Origin of the sequence: Stenotrophomonas sp. 8(2023), assembly GCF_030345295.1 — a bacterium.
Taxonomy (GTDB): Bacteria; Pseudomonadota; Gammaproteobacteria; order Xanthomonadales; family Xanthomonadaceae; genus Stenotrophomonas; species Stenotrophomonas muris.
This window is the reverse complement of sequence record NZ_CP128404.1, coordinates 3,061,243-3,076,050: the sequence shown is the minus strand read 5'-3', so window position 1 is coordinate 3,076,050 and position 14,808 is coordinate 3,061,243. Positions and strand designations below refer to the sequence as shown.

The following is a 14,808-nucleotide window of genomic DNA, read 5'->3' as shown; positions in this document are numbered from 1 at the left end:
TGACGCACTGGCGCGGACTTTTCGTACAAATCTGATAGGCCATTCCGGAGGCGGTCGCTAGCCTGATGGTGTAACGGCGAGCGGCACGTCTGCCTGCCTCCGCACCCTCTATCCACAGGAGCCTCCCCATGGTCATCACCGTCCAATGCACTGCCCAGCGCTGGTCCGTACTGCACCCGCAGGCACGCGAGGCCACCCGCTACGCACGTGGCGCCGACGCCTTTGACGCCGCCGCCGCGCTGGCCCTGGAGCATCACCGCCGCACCGGCCAGCGCAGCACGGTGCGGGTCGCGGCGCTTGGCAATACGGTAGACGCGCTTCACGTCGGAGAGTGACGCCAGCAACCGTGACGCAGTCAGGTCCGGTTGCGTTGTTTGAATGGGGAAAAACTGCCGTTGCGCTCCCCTCTGTGCGCCGGGCCGTGAATCCCGGATGCTTGCGCCATCGTATTCATCTGGAGATCTCGATGGGCAAGGCACTCACTTGGCGCACCCTGGCCTGCACCCTGTTGCCGATGCTGGCGGCGGCCGGCGGCGCCCAGGCGCAGAGTTATGGCTACGGCTATGACGACGACCGCTATGGTGGCCGCGATGGCAGTGGCATCGTGCGCTGCGAGTCGGTCAAGAATCGCAGCAATGAGTGCCGCCTGGACGGCCGCGCGCGGTTGATCCGCCAGTTGTCCGGTTCGCCCTGTGTGGAAGGTGAGACCTGGGGCCAGTCGCGCAACGGCGTCTGGGTCACGCAGGGGTGCCGTGCCGAATTCGTCGGTGAATATCGCCGCGGTGGCGGCTGGGGTGGCAATGGTGGCGGCTGGGGCAATGGCAATGGCAACGGATGGGGCGGCGGCGATGTGGTCACCTGCCATTCCAATGGACATCGGCAGGAGTACTGCGATGCGCGCATCCGCCGGGGCGTGCGCCTGATCCGCCAGGACTCGCGCAGCGCCTGCATCGAAGGCCAGAGCTGGGGCTGGGATCGCCGCGGCATCTGGGTGAGTGATGGCTGCCGGGCGCAGTTCCAGGTGAACTGACCTTTACGGGTTCAGCCCATGAAAATCAGAATAATCTGATACAGCTCACATTTTGAACGCCGTATTGTCTGCGATCAGGGCATGTTGCATGCCCTGAATTCCAGCGGTGCCGTGTGCCATAACCGGCATGGGCATCCCTCCGCCGTCGATACGCTGTCTCAAGGAGTGAGCTGCATGTTGATCCGCCTGCAATGCGAACAGCGCCAGTGGCGCGTGCTGCATCCGGACCGGCCGGAGCCGATCGAGTTCCGCGATGGCGCCCGCGCCTACGACTTCGCCGAGACTCTGGCCCGCCTGCACTTTGTCGACACCGGTCAGCGTGCGGCCGTGCGCGTGGAAGCCAGCGGCGCGTTCGTCGAAGCGGTCAGTTACGGCTGAGCGCGGGTGCCTGCCAAGGCAGGCACCCGGAATTCCATCATCCACGCATGGCGTGGATCTACGCGTTTCGAGCCTGGAGGGTGCGGACGCTGTCCGCGCCCATTGCGCCCTGTGTGGATCTACCGGGTGGTGATCGGCCTCAGCCTGCCGCGCTGAGCGGCGGGGTACCTGCGGCGAGCTGCGGCCAGCGCTTGAGCACAGCAGCGCGGATGCCGGCGGCGTCGATGCCGGCTTCGGCCAGCAGGTCTTCGCGGCTGGCATGGTGCTGGTAGCTGTCGGGCAGCCCCAGGTGCAGGATCGGACGCAGCACGCCTTCGGCATTGAGCAGTTCACCAACACCGGAGCCGGCGCCACCGGCCACCACGTTGTCTTCGATCGTCACCAGGCCCTCATGCTGGGCGGCGACAGCCAGCACCAGCTCGCGGTCCAGCGGCTTGATGAAACGCATGTTGACCACGCTCAGGCCCAGTTCGCGGCCGACCTGCTCGGCGGCGGCCACGGTGCTGCCGAAGGCGAGCAGGGCAATGCGGCTGCCCTGCAGGCGCAGTTCGCCCTTGCCGATCGGCAGGGTCGACAGGTCGGTGCCGGCTGCAACGCCGGTGCCGGTACCGCGCGGGTAGCGCACGGCGGCCGGGCCCGGGTGCTGCAGGCCGGTGCTGAGCATCTGCCGGCACTCGGCTTCGTTGGACGGTGCCATCACCACCAGGTTCGGCACGCAGCGCAGGAAGCTCAGGTCGAGGTTGCCGGCATGGGTCGCACCGTCCGGGCCGACCACGCCGGCGCGGTCAATCGCGAACAGCACGTCCAGGTCCTGGATGGCCACGTCATGTACCAGCTGGTCGTACGCGCGCTGCAGGAAGGTCGAGTAGATCGCCACCACCGGCTTGCCACCCTGGGTAGCCATGCCAGCGGCGAGGGTGACCGCATGCTGTTCGGCAATCGCAACGTCGAAATAGCGCTGCGGGTATTCCTTGCTGAAACGCACCAGGCCGGAGCCTTCGCGCATCGCCGGGGTGATGCCGTACAGGCGCGGCTCGGCGGCGGCGGCATCGCACAGCCAGTCGCTGAATACATCGGTGTAGGTCGGCTTCTTGGCCCCGGCCTTGGCCACCAGGCCCTTGTCCGGATCGAACGGGCCCACGGCGTGGTAACCGATCTGGTCGCCCTCGGCCGGCTCGTAACCCTTGCCCTTGGTGGTCATCACATGCAGCAGCTTCGGGCCCTTGGAGGCGCGCAGCGTCTTCAGCGTGGACAGCAGGGCCGGCATGTCATGGCCGTCGATCGGGCCGGTGTAGTGGAAGCCCATTTCCTCGAACATCGTGGAAGGCACGAACATGCCCTTCCAGTGTTCTTCCCAGCGCTTCACGAAGCGTGCCGGATTGTTCTTCTTGTCACCGAGAATCTTCTTGCCGCCTTCGCGCAGCGCGTTGAGCGTGCGGCTGCCGGTGGCGCGGCCCAGCATCTTGGTCAGGCCGCCCACGGCCTCGGAGATCGACATGTTGTTGTCGTTGAGGATCACCAGCAGGTTTGGCTCCGGCTCCATGCCGCCAGCGTGCATCAGCGCTTCGAACGCCATGCCGGCGGTCATCGCGCCGTCACCGATCACCGCCACGATCTTGCGGTCGTCGCCTTCGGACTGGCGGGCGATGGCCATGCCCAGTGCGGCCGAGATCGAGGTCGAGGAGTGGCCGACACCAAAAGTGTCGTACTCGCTTTCCTCGCGCTTCGGGAACGGCGCGATGCCGTCCTTCTGCTTGACGGTGTGGATCTCGTCGCGGCGGCCGGTCAGGATCTTGTGCGGGTAGGTCTGATGGCCGACGTCCCAGACCAGCTGGTCGTGCGGTGTCTGGTACAGGTAGTGCAGGGCCACGGTGAGTTCGATCACGCCCAGGCCGGCGGCGAAGTGACCGCCACTCTTGCCCACCGATTCAATGAGGTAGGCGCGCAGTTCGTCGGCAACCGCCCTCAATTCGGATTCGTCGAACGTGCGCAGGTCATCCGGCGTCTGGATGCGCGCGAGGCGGGGATAGCGGGCAGAGTCGATCATCATGTTCGCACTTTTTCTGAACGCCCATTTTCGCCCTCAAACGGGGGTGGGGCAAGCAAACGCCGCCGTCCGTGACAGGACGGTGAGGGTTGCATTTTCAGGCGTTCAGGTGCTCAGTTTCGAGCGCTTGGGCAATTGCGCCTTCAGGAAGGCCATCTGGTCGGCCAGGATGTTGCGGTTGGACAGGATCAGGTGCTCGATCCAGCTGGGCCGGTAGGGCACTGCCAGCAGGGGCATGCCGGCCTGCTGCGGGGTGCGGTCGCTCTTGCGCGAATTGCAGTGGAAGCAGGCGGTGACCACGTTTTCCCAGCAGTCCAGGCCGCCCTTGGACAGCGGCATGACGTGGTCGCGGGTGAGCGTGGGGCGGCTGAACTGCTGGCCGCAGTACATGCACAGATGGGCGTCGCGGGCGAAAAGGGCCTGGTTGGTCAGGTTCGGCGTCGGGTCGATCGCACGGGAGCGGGCGTGGCCGCGGGCGGCGATGATCGGGTGCAGGTCCATGCCGCTCTGCAGGCCGCTGAAACGGTTGGTGCCGCCGTGGATGTGCAGGCAGGGGTCGCCGAGCGTCCAGGCCACCGCCTCGCGGGCGTAGAGGCAGGCCGCATCCTGCCAAGTGATCCAGTCCAGTACGCGTCCGTGGGCATCAAGCGAGAGCAGCCGGACCGAACCGGGGCGATGCAGCGTCGTGGCGTTGGGCGATGCTTCGGCGCCCGGAGCAGAAAACGGAGCTCCGGCTTCGATCAGACCCAAGCGTGTAGTGTCTGTCTCCATCGGGAGAACAGCTTATACCTGAATCATTGCGATTTGGGTATCGCCCGGAGGGCGAAACCCAAATCGCAATGATTCAGGTCCGCGCATTCCTCCTATCCCCCGCACCTGTTGGTGCGCCCCCTTTAGCAACCCAGCCCGCCGTCGGCGCGCTGGGTTGCCCGCGCATTCTTCCTAATCCCCGCGCCTGTCGGCGCGCCCCCTTTAACAAAAGGGGGCTCTTCTCCAGAAGGATTTCAGGGGTTCTCATCCACGCGTGGCGTGGATCTACAGCAGCGGAAATCTGTCGAAGGCGAGGTGGGTCCGGTGGCGTGCGCCGTCCCCCGCAATTGGACCCACCTCGCCATCCCGCAGGAAGCCGGCTGTTGCGGTTGCCGGCCAGCGGCCGGCACTACCGCGGGTGCCGGGCGAAGCCCGGCTCAGGCGCCGAAGCGCTCGTCGTCCATGGCCATCAGCGGCGCGGCGCCGGCCTGGATCGCGGCGGCGTGGCTGAGGGTGCGCGGCAGCACGCGGGCGAAGTAGAACCGTGCGGTCTCGCGCTTGCCCTGGGCGAAGGCGGCGCCGTGCGCGCTGGCATCGGCGGCGGCCACGCTGCGGGCCCACCAGTAGGCCAGCACCACGTAACCCGAATAGAACAGGTAGTCGTAGCTGGCCGCGCCCAGTTCGTCGGGATTGGCGGCCGCGCGCTGCAGCACGTCCATCGTCAGCTTGCCCCATTCGGCGGCCTTGGCGCGCAGCGGGCCGATGAACTCGGCCAGCGCTTCGTTGCCCTCGTGTTCCTTGGCGAAGGCTTCGATCTCGGCCAGCATCAGCTTCAGGCCGGCGCCCTGGCTGGATGCGGTCTTGCGGCCGATCAGGTCCAGCGCCTGGATGCCGGTGGTGCCTTCATACAGCGTGGTGATGCGTGCATCTCGGGCCAGCTGCTCCATGCCGTGCTCGCGGATGTAGCCGTGGCCACCGAAGCACTGCAGGGCGTTGTAGGTGTTCTCGATGCCCCATTCGGTCTGGCAGGCCTTGGAGATCGGGGTCAGGAAGCTCACCAGGGTGTCGGCGCGCTCGCGCTCGGCGGCATCCTGGGCGTGGTGGGCGATGTCGATCAGGGTGGCGGCATGCAGCGCCAGCAGGCGGCTGCCTTCGACCAGCGACTTCACGGTCAGCAGCATGCGACGCACGTCCGGGTGGACCAGGATCGGGTCGGCCGGCTTGTCCGGGAACCTGGCGCCGCTCAGGGCGCGCGACTGCAGGCGCTCACGGCTGTACTTCAGTGCGTTCTGGTAGGCGCGCTCGGACAGGCCGATGCCCTGCAGGCCGACACCCAGGCGCGCGGTGTTCATCATGGTGAACATGGCCTGCAGGCCCTTGTGCGGCTGGCCGACCAGGTAACCCTGCGCACCATCGAAGTTCATCACGCAGGTGACCGACCCCTTGATGCCCATCTTGTGTTCGATGGAGCCACAGCGCAGTGCATTGCGCTCGCCGACGTTGCCATCGCGGTCGACCTTGAACTTCGGGGTGACGAACAGCGAGATGCCCTTGGCGCCCGGAGGGGCGTCGGGCAGCTTGGCCAGCACCAGGTGCACGATGTTCCCGGTCAGGTCGTGCTCCCCGGCGGTGATGAAGATCTTGGTGCCGGTGATCGAGTAGCTGCCGTCGGCGTTCGGCTCGGCCTTGGTCTTGAGCAGGCCCAGGTCGGTGCCGCAGTGCGGCTCGGTCAGGCACATCGTGCCGGTCCAGCGGCCTTCGATCAGCGGCTTGAGGAAGGCGTCGTGCTGCCACGCCTCGCCGTGCTGCTTCAGCGCTTCAATGGCGCCGTGCGAGAGCAGCGGGAAGTTGCCCCACGCCAGGTTGGCGGCGTTGATCATTTCGTTGAGCGGCACCCCCAAGGTGTGCGGCAGGCCCTGGCCGCCCAGCTCCGGCGAGGCGGTCAGGCCGGTCCAGCCGCCATCGACGAACTGGTCGTAGGCCTGCTTGAAGCCGGGCGGGGTGGTCACTTCACCGGTGGCCTGGTCGAGTACGCAGCCGATCTCGTCGCCGACGCTGTTGAGCGGGGCCAGCACGGTGGCGCTGAAGCGGCCGGCTTCCTCCAGCACGGCATCGACCACGTCGGCGGTGGCGTCGGTGAAGCCCAGGCGGGCGAACAGGGGTTCGACCTTGAGCACGTCGTGCAGGGCGAAACGGAGGTCGGAAAGCGGGGCGGTGTAGCTGCTCATCGGTACGTCTCGATTTGATCAGGGCAGAGGGGAGCGGCGCCGGGCGCCGCGACGAAAGGCGGGTTCAGCGCAGCACGCCGGGCAGGCCGGGGGCCTGGTTGAGGGTGCTGCGGCTGCTGATGTCGAAGCTGCGCTGCTTCTTTTCCTGCGGCGTGGCCGCCACCGTTCCCTTCAGGGCGTAGGCCAGGGTGCGGTTGCTGGCCAGCGCGTCGGCCACCACCAGGCGCGCGGTCGAGCTGGGCACGAGGTCGACATTGATGACGTCGGCGGAGGTGCCGCCGATGGAGATGCCGGGCTTGACCTGCAGGGTGCCGGCATCGCTGTCGCCGACGGTCAGCGCCAGTGAGACATCATCGAAGGTCATCGGCATCGAGCTGAAGTTCTGCAGGCGCAGGGCCACGGTCCAGTTGCCGTCGGCACGCACGGTCAGCTGCTGCAGGCTGGCCGCCGGTTCCGAAACACGCTTGACGATGCCGTTGCTGCAGGCAACAAGGGCGAGGGTGCACAGGACGATCAAGGCGGTACGGAAGCGGTGGAGCATGGGCGCAAGTCCTCTGGAGGGGGTGCGTTGGGGTAAGCATACTACGGCGTATGGTTTTATGGATCGCCCGGAGCGACCCGTCCGCAGAGGGTAGCGCGTGAAGATGGCGGTCGGGCATGCACAACGCCGGATGGCGCGCGCACGATGCGCCGGATGCGAAGCGGTTCAGTCGGCCGCGGGTTCGCGCAGCGGGGCCATCAGGCGCAGTGGCCCGAGGTCGTACCCCATCGACTCGGCCTTGGCTTTCAACTGTTCGAACCGGTCGCGCTCCATCTCCGGCAGGCGCGAGAGGATCCACAGATACTTGCGGCCGGGTTCGCCGACCAGGGCCCATTGATAGTCCGGGTCCAGCGCCAGCACCCAGTAGTCGGCCCAGACCAGGGGCGCCCAGCTCAGCCAGTCGGGGACGAAGCGCACCTGCAGTTGCCCGGGATGGCCGGCCACCGGGCGTGCCACGCCTTCGGCGACCACGCGCTCGCCGTCACCCTTGCGGCAGGCATTGGTGACGCTGATGCGGCCGTCGCGGCGCAGGCCATAGTTGGCGGTGATGTCGCCCACGCACTGCTTCTGGAACGAGACTGGAAGATGCGCGATCTCGTGCCATTGGCCCGCGTAGCGATCAATGTCCAGGTGCTCGACCGCGCGCACCGGTTCAGTGGCGATCACCGGGAAGTCGGCCAGCAGCAGGCAGGCGAGCAGGGCGGGGCGCAGATGCATCGGCAGGCTCCAGGCAGGAGCCTGGAGCGTAGGTGCCGCGGCCCGTGCCGGTGTAAATGTTTCGTCAACCGAGCCACGGTGGTCGCCGCTTGCGCGAAGCGCGAATAAAAAAAAGACCTGCATTTCTGCAGGTCTCTGAAGATGGTGGCCGAAGACGGAATCGAACCGCCGACACGGGGATTTTCAATCCCCTGCTCTACCAACTGAGCTACTCGGCCAAATTGTGTGGCTACCGCGGTGAGTGCGGTTTCCGGAAAAAAAAGACCCGCATTTCTGCAGGCCTTCGAAAGTGGTGGCCGAAGACGGAATCGAACCGCCGACACGGGGATTTTCAATCCCCTGCTCTACCAACTGAGCTACTCGGCCACATGTTTCGTTGCAGCGAGGTCGCTGCCAAGGACGCGTATATTACGGAGGTCGGCTGCCTTCGGCAAGCGTTTTGCCAAGATTTCTTCACATTGCCCTCTGCGCGCTCGCAAGTGTTTGATCCTCCGTTGTGGGGCGGGGCGTGCCCCATCGATTGTCGTCTGCGGTGGAAATCAGCAGGTCGCCGCGTTCGCCAAAGCTGCAAGGGCAGGGGGTGCGCCGGACCCGCGCGGGTCCGGACAATGGAACGCTGTTTTCGTGGCCGCCATCGGGGATCGCCGCAGCGTAGTGTCGGCAGTCCTTTCCCGATGCTGGCAACAGCAGAGACCTGGCCATGTCCGATTCCTCCACCGCGTCCCGCATCGTGCTTGCCTCGCGTCCGCAGGGGGCGCCAAGTGCAGCCGATTTCCGCCTGGAACAGGTTGCGCTGCCGGCACTGGCCGATGGCGAAGTGCTGCTGCGCAACCGCTACCTTTCGTTGGACCCGTACATGCGAGGACGCATGGACGAGGGCCCGTCGTATGCCGCGCCGGTGGCGGTAGGGGCGGTGATGGAAGGCCAGACCGTGGCCGAGGTGCTGCAATCCAAGGCCGAGGGCGTAACCGCAGGCGAGCTGGTGCTGGCGCCGGGTGGCTGGCAGACCCACGCGGTGCTGCCGGCCAAGGCGCTGGGGCGTCGTCTGGATCCGGCCGGGCTGCCGCTCAGTACGGCGCTGGGGGTATATGGCATGCCCGGCTTCACCGCCTATTCCAGCCTGCATGAAATCGCCCGTCTGAAGCCGGGCGAGACGTTGGTGGTAGCCGCCGCGACCGGGCCGGTGGGCGCGACCGTGGCGCAGCTGGCCAAGCTGCAGGGCGCGCGCGTGGTCGCCATCGCCGGTGGCGAGGCCAAGCGTGCCTATCTGCAGACGCTGGGCGTGGACGTGGCGCTGGATCATCGCGTGGCTGATTTTGCGGACCAGCTGCGCGCGGCAGTGCCTGCGGGCATCGACGTGTACTTCGAGAATGTCGGCGGCCATGTGCTGGATGCGGTGCTGCCGCTGCTCAACGACTTCGCCCGCATTCCGGTCTGCGGCACCATCGCTACCTACAACGAGCGGGGCGTCGAGCAGCCTGGCCCGGATCGGCTGCCGTCACTGTTCAGCCAGATCCTGCGCCAGCGCCTGACCGTGCGTGGTTTCATCGTGCACGACTTCAACCACCTGTGGCCGGACTTCGAACGCGAGATGCTGCAGTGGCTGCGCGAGGGCCGCATCCAGTACCGCGAGGATGTGGTGGAAGGTCTGGAGAAGGCGCCGGAGGCGTTCTTCGGGCTGTTGCAGGGGCGCAACTTCGGCAAGCTGGTGGTGAAGCTGGATTGAGTGCTTGGCGGGTGTGCCGACCAAGGTCGGCCACTACCGGAAGCTGGGTGCGCCGACCAAGGTCGGCGGCTATCGGGTGGCGTCAGCCGTTGGCGACCTTTTCCCGGCGCAGCAGTTCGCGCTTGCGCGCCACGCCCCAGGCATAGCCGGACAGGTCACCGTCGCGGCGCACCACGCGGTGGCAGGGCACGGCTACCGCCAATGGATTGCTCGCGCAGGCACGTGCCACCGCACGACTCGAGCGTGGTGCACCGATATGCGCGGCAATATCCGCATACGACGCGGTCTGGCCGCGCGGAATCTGCTGCAGCGCCTGCCATACCCGCTGCTGGAAGGCGGTGCCGCGGATATCCAGCGGCAGTGTGGCGCCTCGCGAGGGATCCTCGACCAGGCCCACCACCTGTGCCACCAGTTGCTCATAGCCGTGGTCGGCACCGACCAGTTCGGCCTGGCGGAAGCGTTGCTGCAGTGACTGCAGCAGCGCCTCCGGATCGTCGCCGAGCAGGATCGCGACCACGCCGGTCCCGCTGCTGGCCACCAGCACGCTGCCCAGTGAGCTTTCGGCAAGCGCGAAGTGGATGACTTCGCCGCGACCACCTGCGCGCCATTGCTTGGGAGTCATGCCCAGCAACTTCGGTGCGTTCTCGTAGAAGCGCCCGCTGGAACCGAAGCCGGCATCGTGGAAGGCATCGGTGATGCGCTCCTGCTGTTCGAGCCCGGTGCGCAGGCGGTCGGCGCGCAGCGCGGCAGCGTACTGCTTGGGGGTCAGCCCGGTGGCCTGTTTGAACAGGCGATGCAGGCGCGTCGGGCTGCAGCCGGCGATGTCGGCCAGCTCCTGCAGCGAGGGCTCGTCGAGGCTGGCCTGCAGATGGCGGCAGACCCGTTCGACGCGGGCGTCGAGGGCGGTGGTGGTGGTGCTGTCCATGGGCGGATTCTGGCACGTGCCGGTGCTGCGGAAACTCCGTTTCCTGCACCTGGCCGCGAGGCCCGGAAACGGAGTGTTGGTGGGCCGGAGGCGCGGCATCGTGGCGGCCACTCCACAACCGGTACCACTCTCATGCGCCTGAACAACAAGATCGCTCTCATCACCGGTGCCAGCGCCGGCATTGGCCGCGCCAGTGCGCTGCGCTTCGCCGCCGAAGGGGCAAAGCTGGTGCTCAATGCGCGTCGGCCGCAACCGCTGCACGCACTGGCCGAGCAGATCCGTGCCGGCGGCGGCGAGGTGGTGGTGCATGCCGCCGACGTGGCCGAGCCGGGCACGGCGCAGGCGTTGGTCGATCTGGCCCAGCAGTCATTCGGAGGCCTGGACATCGCGCTCAACAATGCCGGGATGCTCGGCCCCGGCGTGCCGGCAGCGGAGTTCCCGGCGGATGCATGGCGCGAGGTGATGGCCACCAATCTCGATGCCGCCTTCCATGCCGCACGCGCGCAGTTGCCGGCATTGCTGGCACGCGGGGGCGGCTCGCTGGTGTTTGTCGGTACCTTTGTCGGCCATACCGTGGGCTTCCCGGGTATGGCCGCCTACGCGTCGAGCAAGGCCGGACTGATCGGCCTGAGCCAGGTGATCGCCGCCGAGTACGGCGCGCGTGGCGTACGCAGCAACGTGCTGCTGCCTGGCGGTACCGATACCGAGATGGGCCGGCAGGCCGCACCCACCGGCGATGCCCGCGACTTCGTGCGCTCGCTGCACGCGCTCAAGCGCATGGCCGAGCCGGAGGAGATCGCCAACGCGGCGCTGTTCCTGGCCAGCGATGAAAGCAGTTTCGTTACCGGTACCGCGATGCGTGTTGAAGGTGGAGTGTCGATCACCCGTACCTGAGCGGCGTCATGAGCGCGGCGTGTAGCGGATACCGCTGCTGGCCATGAAGCCTTTCGGGTCGAACCGGGCCCATGCCTCGCCCCAGTCGAATCGGGCGCGGCCACCTGCCAGTTTGCGCCCCAGAGCCGTGGCCAAGGTGCGACGCATGAAAGCGACTTCGGCATCGATCGCGACCTGGGTCGGCCAGCCGTCTTCCAGTGTCGCACCCGGCAGATCGACGCTGATCGTCACCATGTCGAGCTGTTGCCCGTGGAAGCACAGGCTGATGCCGGCGGGCGCACCGCCCAGAATGAGCCGGTGCAGGCTGAGCCAGTGATAGCCGGTGCCGGAATCGCGCTCGCCATGCATCAGCGTGGCGAAGGCGATGCGCGCCTCCTCCAGTGACAGGGTGGGGCAGATCAACGTCGTCAGGTGGCCGAGCTGGATGCTGCCGTCCGCTGGATCGAGGCGCATTGGCAGCGTACGCGCGGCGTGCTGGGCGGGAGGTGACATCGCGGACTGGCTGGGCATGTTGGTCCGGATTCTGCAGAGCCGTGGGCTGCGGCGGCAAGCGGAACTGCACACGCTGTTCGCGCGGGCCTGACCTGCGGATCACTGCGCAGCCTCTAGCGTGAAGTCCTGATCGGCCTTTGCCGGCACAGGAGACTTCGATGAGCGAGCGCGACAAAGACCCTGGCGATCCGGAACAGGGCGTACAGGAAAGCCGTCAGGACAGGGCGCAGGAGGACGTGGCAAAGCAGCGGCCGGGGCAGCGCGATCAGCAGGTGCGTGATACGCATTCGCGTGGTCCACGCCGCAAGGACGGGGATCAGGAACCTGCCTGACTCGTGATCGATGCAAGAAAAAACCCGCAGATCGCGACGATCGGCGGGTCTTCTTTATGAGTGGTGGAGCCAAGGAGGATCGAACTCCTGACCTCGTCATTGCGAACGACGCGCTCTCCCAGCTGAGCTATGGCCCCACGGCAGGGCTTCAGTGTAGCCAACTGGCTGCGCCTTGCCAAGCCGACCCGGGATGTGCCGGACGGCGTGGCATGAAGGCGTGCACTGTGCCGAAACCGTCCGGTTTGTCGGGCCCGGATGCCGTGCAACGAAATCGTAACAATTTGGGGGATAATGGCGGCTTGCGCAGTTCTCCTCCTTTTTGCCGCCCGGCTCGCGCAGGCCGCACGGACGCCTCCTCAGAGCATTCCATGCCCTCCCATTCCGATTCCCGCCGCCTGTCGGGTATGTCGTCTTCCTTCGTTTCCTTCCGCCGCCATCCGCTGGCCCTGGCCTGTGCCGGCCTGGCCCTGGTCGGCAGCTTTGGTGCCGCCGCGCAGGACAGCGCGCCGACCCCGACGGGCCTGGACACGATCACCGTGACCGCCGAGCACCGCGAGCAGAACCTGCAGGAAGTGCCGGTCTCGGTGGGCGTGGTGCAGGGCGAGCGCATGCGCGACTTCACCGCCGGCGGCGACGACACCCTGCTGGCGCTGTCCGGCCGCGTGCCGAGCCTGTATGCGGAAACCACCACCGGCCGCATCTTCCCGCGCTTCTATATCCGCGGCCTGGGCAACATCGACTTCTACCTGGGTGCCTCGCAGCCGGTGTCGATCATCCAGGACGACGTGGTGCTGGAACATGTGGTGCTGAAGTCCAACCCGGTCTATGACGTGGACCAGGTGGAAGTGCTGCGCGGCCCGCAGGGCTCGCTGTTCGGCCGCAACACCACCGCCGGCATCATCAAGTTCGACACGCTGAAGCCGACCCAGGACTACACCGGCCGCGTCAGCGCCAGCTATGCGACCTACAACAGCGTGTCGATCGACGGCGGCTTTGGCGGCCCGATCAACGACATCGCCTCGTTCCGCGTGTCGGCGCTGTACCAGCACCGCGACGACTACGTCGACAACACCTACAGGGGCCCGAGCGCTGACGGCACGGTCAGCCCGAAGAAGAACGCCATGGGCGGCTTCGATGACCGCAACGTGCGCGCGCAGCTGCTGCTGACCCCGAGCGACCAGTTCTCGATCCTGGCCTCGGCCCACGCCCGTGATTACGAAGGCACCTCGACCCTGTTCCTGCGTGGTGCGCTGACCAAGGGCTCGAACAAGACCGACGTGCCGCGCGACCAGGTCGCCTACGACGAAGCCGACAACAACCCGCAGGCCTACAAGACCTACGGTGGCTCGGTGAAGGCGCGTTACGACTTCGGCGCGATCGACTTCACCTCGATCACCGCCTACGAAACCACCTCCGGCTACAGCCGTGGCGACACCGACGGCGGCGCGGCGGTGAACTTCCCGGTGAACGGTGTGCCGAACGGCTACGGCCAGTCGATGGGCCGCATCCGTGATCTGGACCAGTGGACCCAGGAATTCCGCCTGGCCAGCCATGACGACAGCGCCCTGCAGTGGCAGGCCGGTGCGTTCTACTTCAACGGCAGCGACACCACCGACTTCTACCAGCGTGCGTGGTTCCTGCAGGGTGCGGCCCGCAACCCGAACAACTGGGTGCGACTGCGCAACAAGAACACCTCGTGGGCCGGTTTCGGCCAGCTGAGCTACGCCTTCACCGACAAGTTCACCGTCACGGCCGGCCTGCGCCAGACCAAGGACGAGAAGCACACCCGCCTGCTGAAGACCGCTGACACCGCCGCCGGCGTGGTGACCTACAAGGGCCGCACCGACGTCAAGATGTCCGACACCACCCCGAGCTGGGATCTGAGCGCGATGTACCAGATCACGCCGGACGTGAGCGTCTATGCGAAGGTCGCACGCGGCTTCCGCGGCCCGACCATCCAGGGCCGTTCGGCGGTGTTCAATGCCGACTTCACCACCGCTGATTCCGAGACCATCCTGTCCTGGGAAGCCGGCGTGAAGAGCAGCCTGTGGGACAACCGCCTGCGCCTGAACGCCACCGCGTTCACCTACACCGTCAATGACATCCAGCTCAACGGCAACGATTCGGACGGCAACGGCGTGCTGTTCAATGCCGACAAGGCCAAGGCCTACGGTTTCGAAGCGGACATGGAGCTGCGCCCGATCCCGAACCTGACCCTGAGCGCCGGCGTCAGCCTGCTGCACAGCGAGATCAAGGACAAGCGCGTCTACGCGCAGGTCTGCGGCCTCAACGGCAAGGTGGTGTGCACGGTGAATGACCCGACCATCAAGGTCGGTGCCAACACCTTCGCGCAGATCGACGGCAACCCGCTGCCGAACGCGCCGAAGTACAACGTCAACCTGGCCGCCCGCTACGACTTCCCGGTCAGCGACGCGGGCACCATGTTCGTGTCCACCGACTGGAACAAGCAGGGCTACACCAGCTTCGTGCTGTACGACAGCAAGGAGTTCAACTCCAAGGGTGATTTCGAGGGCGGCCTGAAGATCGGCTACTCGGGCAACTACGGTGCCTATGAAGTGGCGCTGTTCGCGCGCAACATCACCAACGAGAAGAACCTCAAGGGTGTGATCGAGAACTACATGGCCGCGGTCTACAACGAACCGCGCACCGTCGGTGTCTCGTTGAACATGAACTGGTAAGGCATTGCCGCGAGGGTGGGCGGTCCCACCCTCGCACTGCTGGAGTGCG

At 66.5% G+C, this 14,808-nt stretch carries 14 protein-coding genes and 3 tRNA genes; 7 read left to right on the top strand and 10 right to left on the bottom strand.

The window, feature by feature from the left end; translation table 11 throughout:
* Nucleotides 1-128 precede the first annotated feature (128 nt).
* The 3 genes from QP609_RS14440 (at nt 129) to QP609_RS14430 (ending at nt 1,408) form a co-directional block, all read left to right on the top strand.
* Nucleotides 129-335: a hypothetical protein gene (locus QP609_RS14440; RefSeq protein WP_032956178.1), complete on the top strand. Its 207-nt coding sequence runs from the start codon at nt 129-131 to the stop codon at nt 333-335.
* A 131-nt stretch (nt 336-466) separates the two neighbouring features.
* Nucleotides 467-1,030 carry a DUF3011 domain-containing protein gene (locus QP609_RS14435; protein WP_032956176.1) on the top strand — a complete coding sequence of 188 codons (564 nt, stop codon included), beginning with the start codon at nt 467-469 and terminating at the stop codon, nt 1,028-1,030.
* Between the two features lie 174 nt (nt 1,031-1,204).
* Nucleotides 1,205-1,408 carry a hypothetical protein gene (locus tag QP609_RS14430; protein WP_005417823.1) on the top strand — a complete coding sequence of 68 codons (204 nt, stop codon included), beginning with the start codon at nt 1,205-1,207 and terminating at the stop codon, nt 1,406-1,408.
* Nucleotides 1,409-1,547: 139 nt separating this feature from the next.
* On the opposite strand, the gene dxs is transcribed toward QP609_RS14430, so the two are convergent.
* The 7 genes from dxs to QP609_RS14395 all read right to left on the bottom strand — a co-directional run bounded on the left by dxs (nt 1,548) and on the right by QP609_RS14395 (nt 8,057).
* Nucleotides 1,548-3,455 (bottom strand): 1-deoxy-D-xylulose-5-phosphate synthase, encoded by a 1,908-nt coding sequence (dxs, locus tag QP609_RS14425; protein WP_032956193.1) that lies wholly within the window; start codon nt 3,453-3,455, stop codon nt 1,548-1,550.
* 105 nt (nt 3,456-3,560) lie between these two features.
* The gene (locus QP609_RS14420) at nt 3,561-4,226 is read right to left on the bottom strand and encodes an HNH endonuclease (RefSeq protein ID WP_032956174.1); all 666 of its coding nucleotides are present in this window, start codon (nt 4,224-4,226) and stop codon (nt 3,561-3,563) included.
* Between the two features lie 416 nt (nt 4,227-4,642).
* The gene (locus tag QP609_RS14415; protein ID WP_014647827.1) at nt 4,643-6,433 is read right to left on the bottom strand and encodes an acyl-CoA dehydrogenase C-terminal domain-containing protein; all 1,791 of its coding nucleotides are present in this window, start codon (nt 6,431-6,433) and stop codon (nt 4,643-4,645) included.
* A 64-nt stretch (nt 6,434-6,497) separates the two neighbouring features.
* Nucleotides 6,498-6,974, bottom strand: coding sequence for an LEA type 2 family protein (locus QP609_RS14410; RefSeq protein ID WP_014647826.1), 477 nt, complete (start codon nt 6,972-6,974; stop codon nt 6,498-6,500).
* Between the two features lie 165 nt (nt 6,975-7,139).
* Nucleotides 7,140-7,691, bottom strand: a complete 552-nt coding sequence (locus tag QP609_RS14405; protein ID WP_197621476.1) for a lipocalin family protein — start codon at nt 7,689-7,691, stop codon at nt 7,140-7,142.
* Nucleotides 7,692-7,833: 142 nt separating this feature from the next.
* Nucleotides 7,834-7,909 (bottom strand) — tRNA-Phe (locus tag QP609_RS14400).
* Nucleotides 7,910-7,981: 72 nt separating this feature from the next.
* Nucleotides 7,982-8,057 (bottom strand) — tRNA-Phe (locus tag QP609_RS14395).
* A 334-nt stretch (nt 8,058-8,391) separates the two neighbouring features.
* On the opposite strand from QP609_RS14395, the gene QP609_RS14390 reads away from it, so the two are divergent.
* The gene (locus tag QP609_RS14390) at nt 8,392-9,417 is read left to right on the top strand and encodes an NADP-dependent oxidoreductase (RefSeq protein ID WP_197621475.1); all 1,026 of its coding nucleotides are present in this window, start codon (nt 8,392-8,394) and stop codon (nt 9,415-9,417) included.
* Between the two features lie 82 nt (nt 9,418-9,499).
* Here the strand turns inward: QP609_RS14390 and QP609_RS14385 are convergent, their stop codons facing one another.
* On the bottom strand, nt 9,500-10,342 hold the full coding sequence (locus QP609_RS14385; protein ID WP_032956167.1) for a methylated-DNA--[protein]-cysteine S-methyltransferase: 843 nt from the start codon (nt 10,340-10,342) through the stop codon (nt 9,500-9,502).
* Nucleotides 10,343-10,474: 132 nt separating this feature from the next.
* On the opposite strand from QP609_RS14385, the gene QP609_RS14380 reads away from it, so the two are divergent.
* Complete coding sequence (locus QP609_RS14380) at nt 10,475-11,236, top strand: SDR family oxidoreductase (RefSeq protein WP_049442395.1); 762 nt, start codon at nt 10,475-10,477, stop codon at nt 11,234-11,236.
* Between the two features lie 6 nt (nt 11,237-11,242).
* Here QP609_RS14380 and QP609_RS14375 read toward each other — a convergent pair whose 3' ends face one another.
* Nucleotides 11,243-11,728, bottom strand: coding sequence for a hypothetical protein (locus QP609_RS14375; RefSeq protein ID WP_069116115.1), 486 nt, complete (start codon nt 11,726-11,728; stop codon nt 11,243-11,245).
* Nucleotides 11,729-11,886: 158 nt separating this feature from the next.
* Between QP609_RS14375 and QP609_RS14370 the strand changes: the two genes are divergently transcribed.
* Nucleotides 11,887-12,060 (top strand): hypothetical protein, encoded by a 174-nt coding sequence (locus tag QP609_RS14370; RefSeq protein ID WP_180834959.1) that lies wholly within the window; start codon nt 11,887-11,889, stop codon nt 12,058-12,060.
* 61 nt (nt 12,061-12,121) lie between these two features.
* On the opposite strand, the gene QP609_RS14365 is transcribed toward QP609_RS14370, so the two are convergent.
* Nucleotides 12,122-12,197, bottom strand: a tRNA-Ala gene (locus QP609_RS14365).
* Nucleotides 12,198-12,428: 231 nt separating this feature from the next.
* Here QP609_RS14365 and QP609_RS14360 point away from each other — a divergent pair.
* Entirely contained in the window at nt 12,429-14,759 is a 2,331-nt protein-coding gene (locus QP609_RS14360; RefSeq protein ID WP_049419229.1) for a TonB-dependent receptor, read from the top strand.
* Nucleotides 14,760-14,808: the final 49 nt, after the last annotated feature.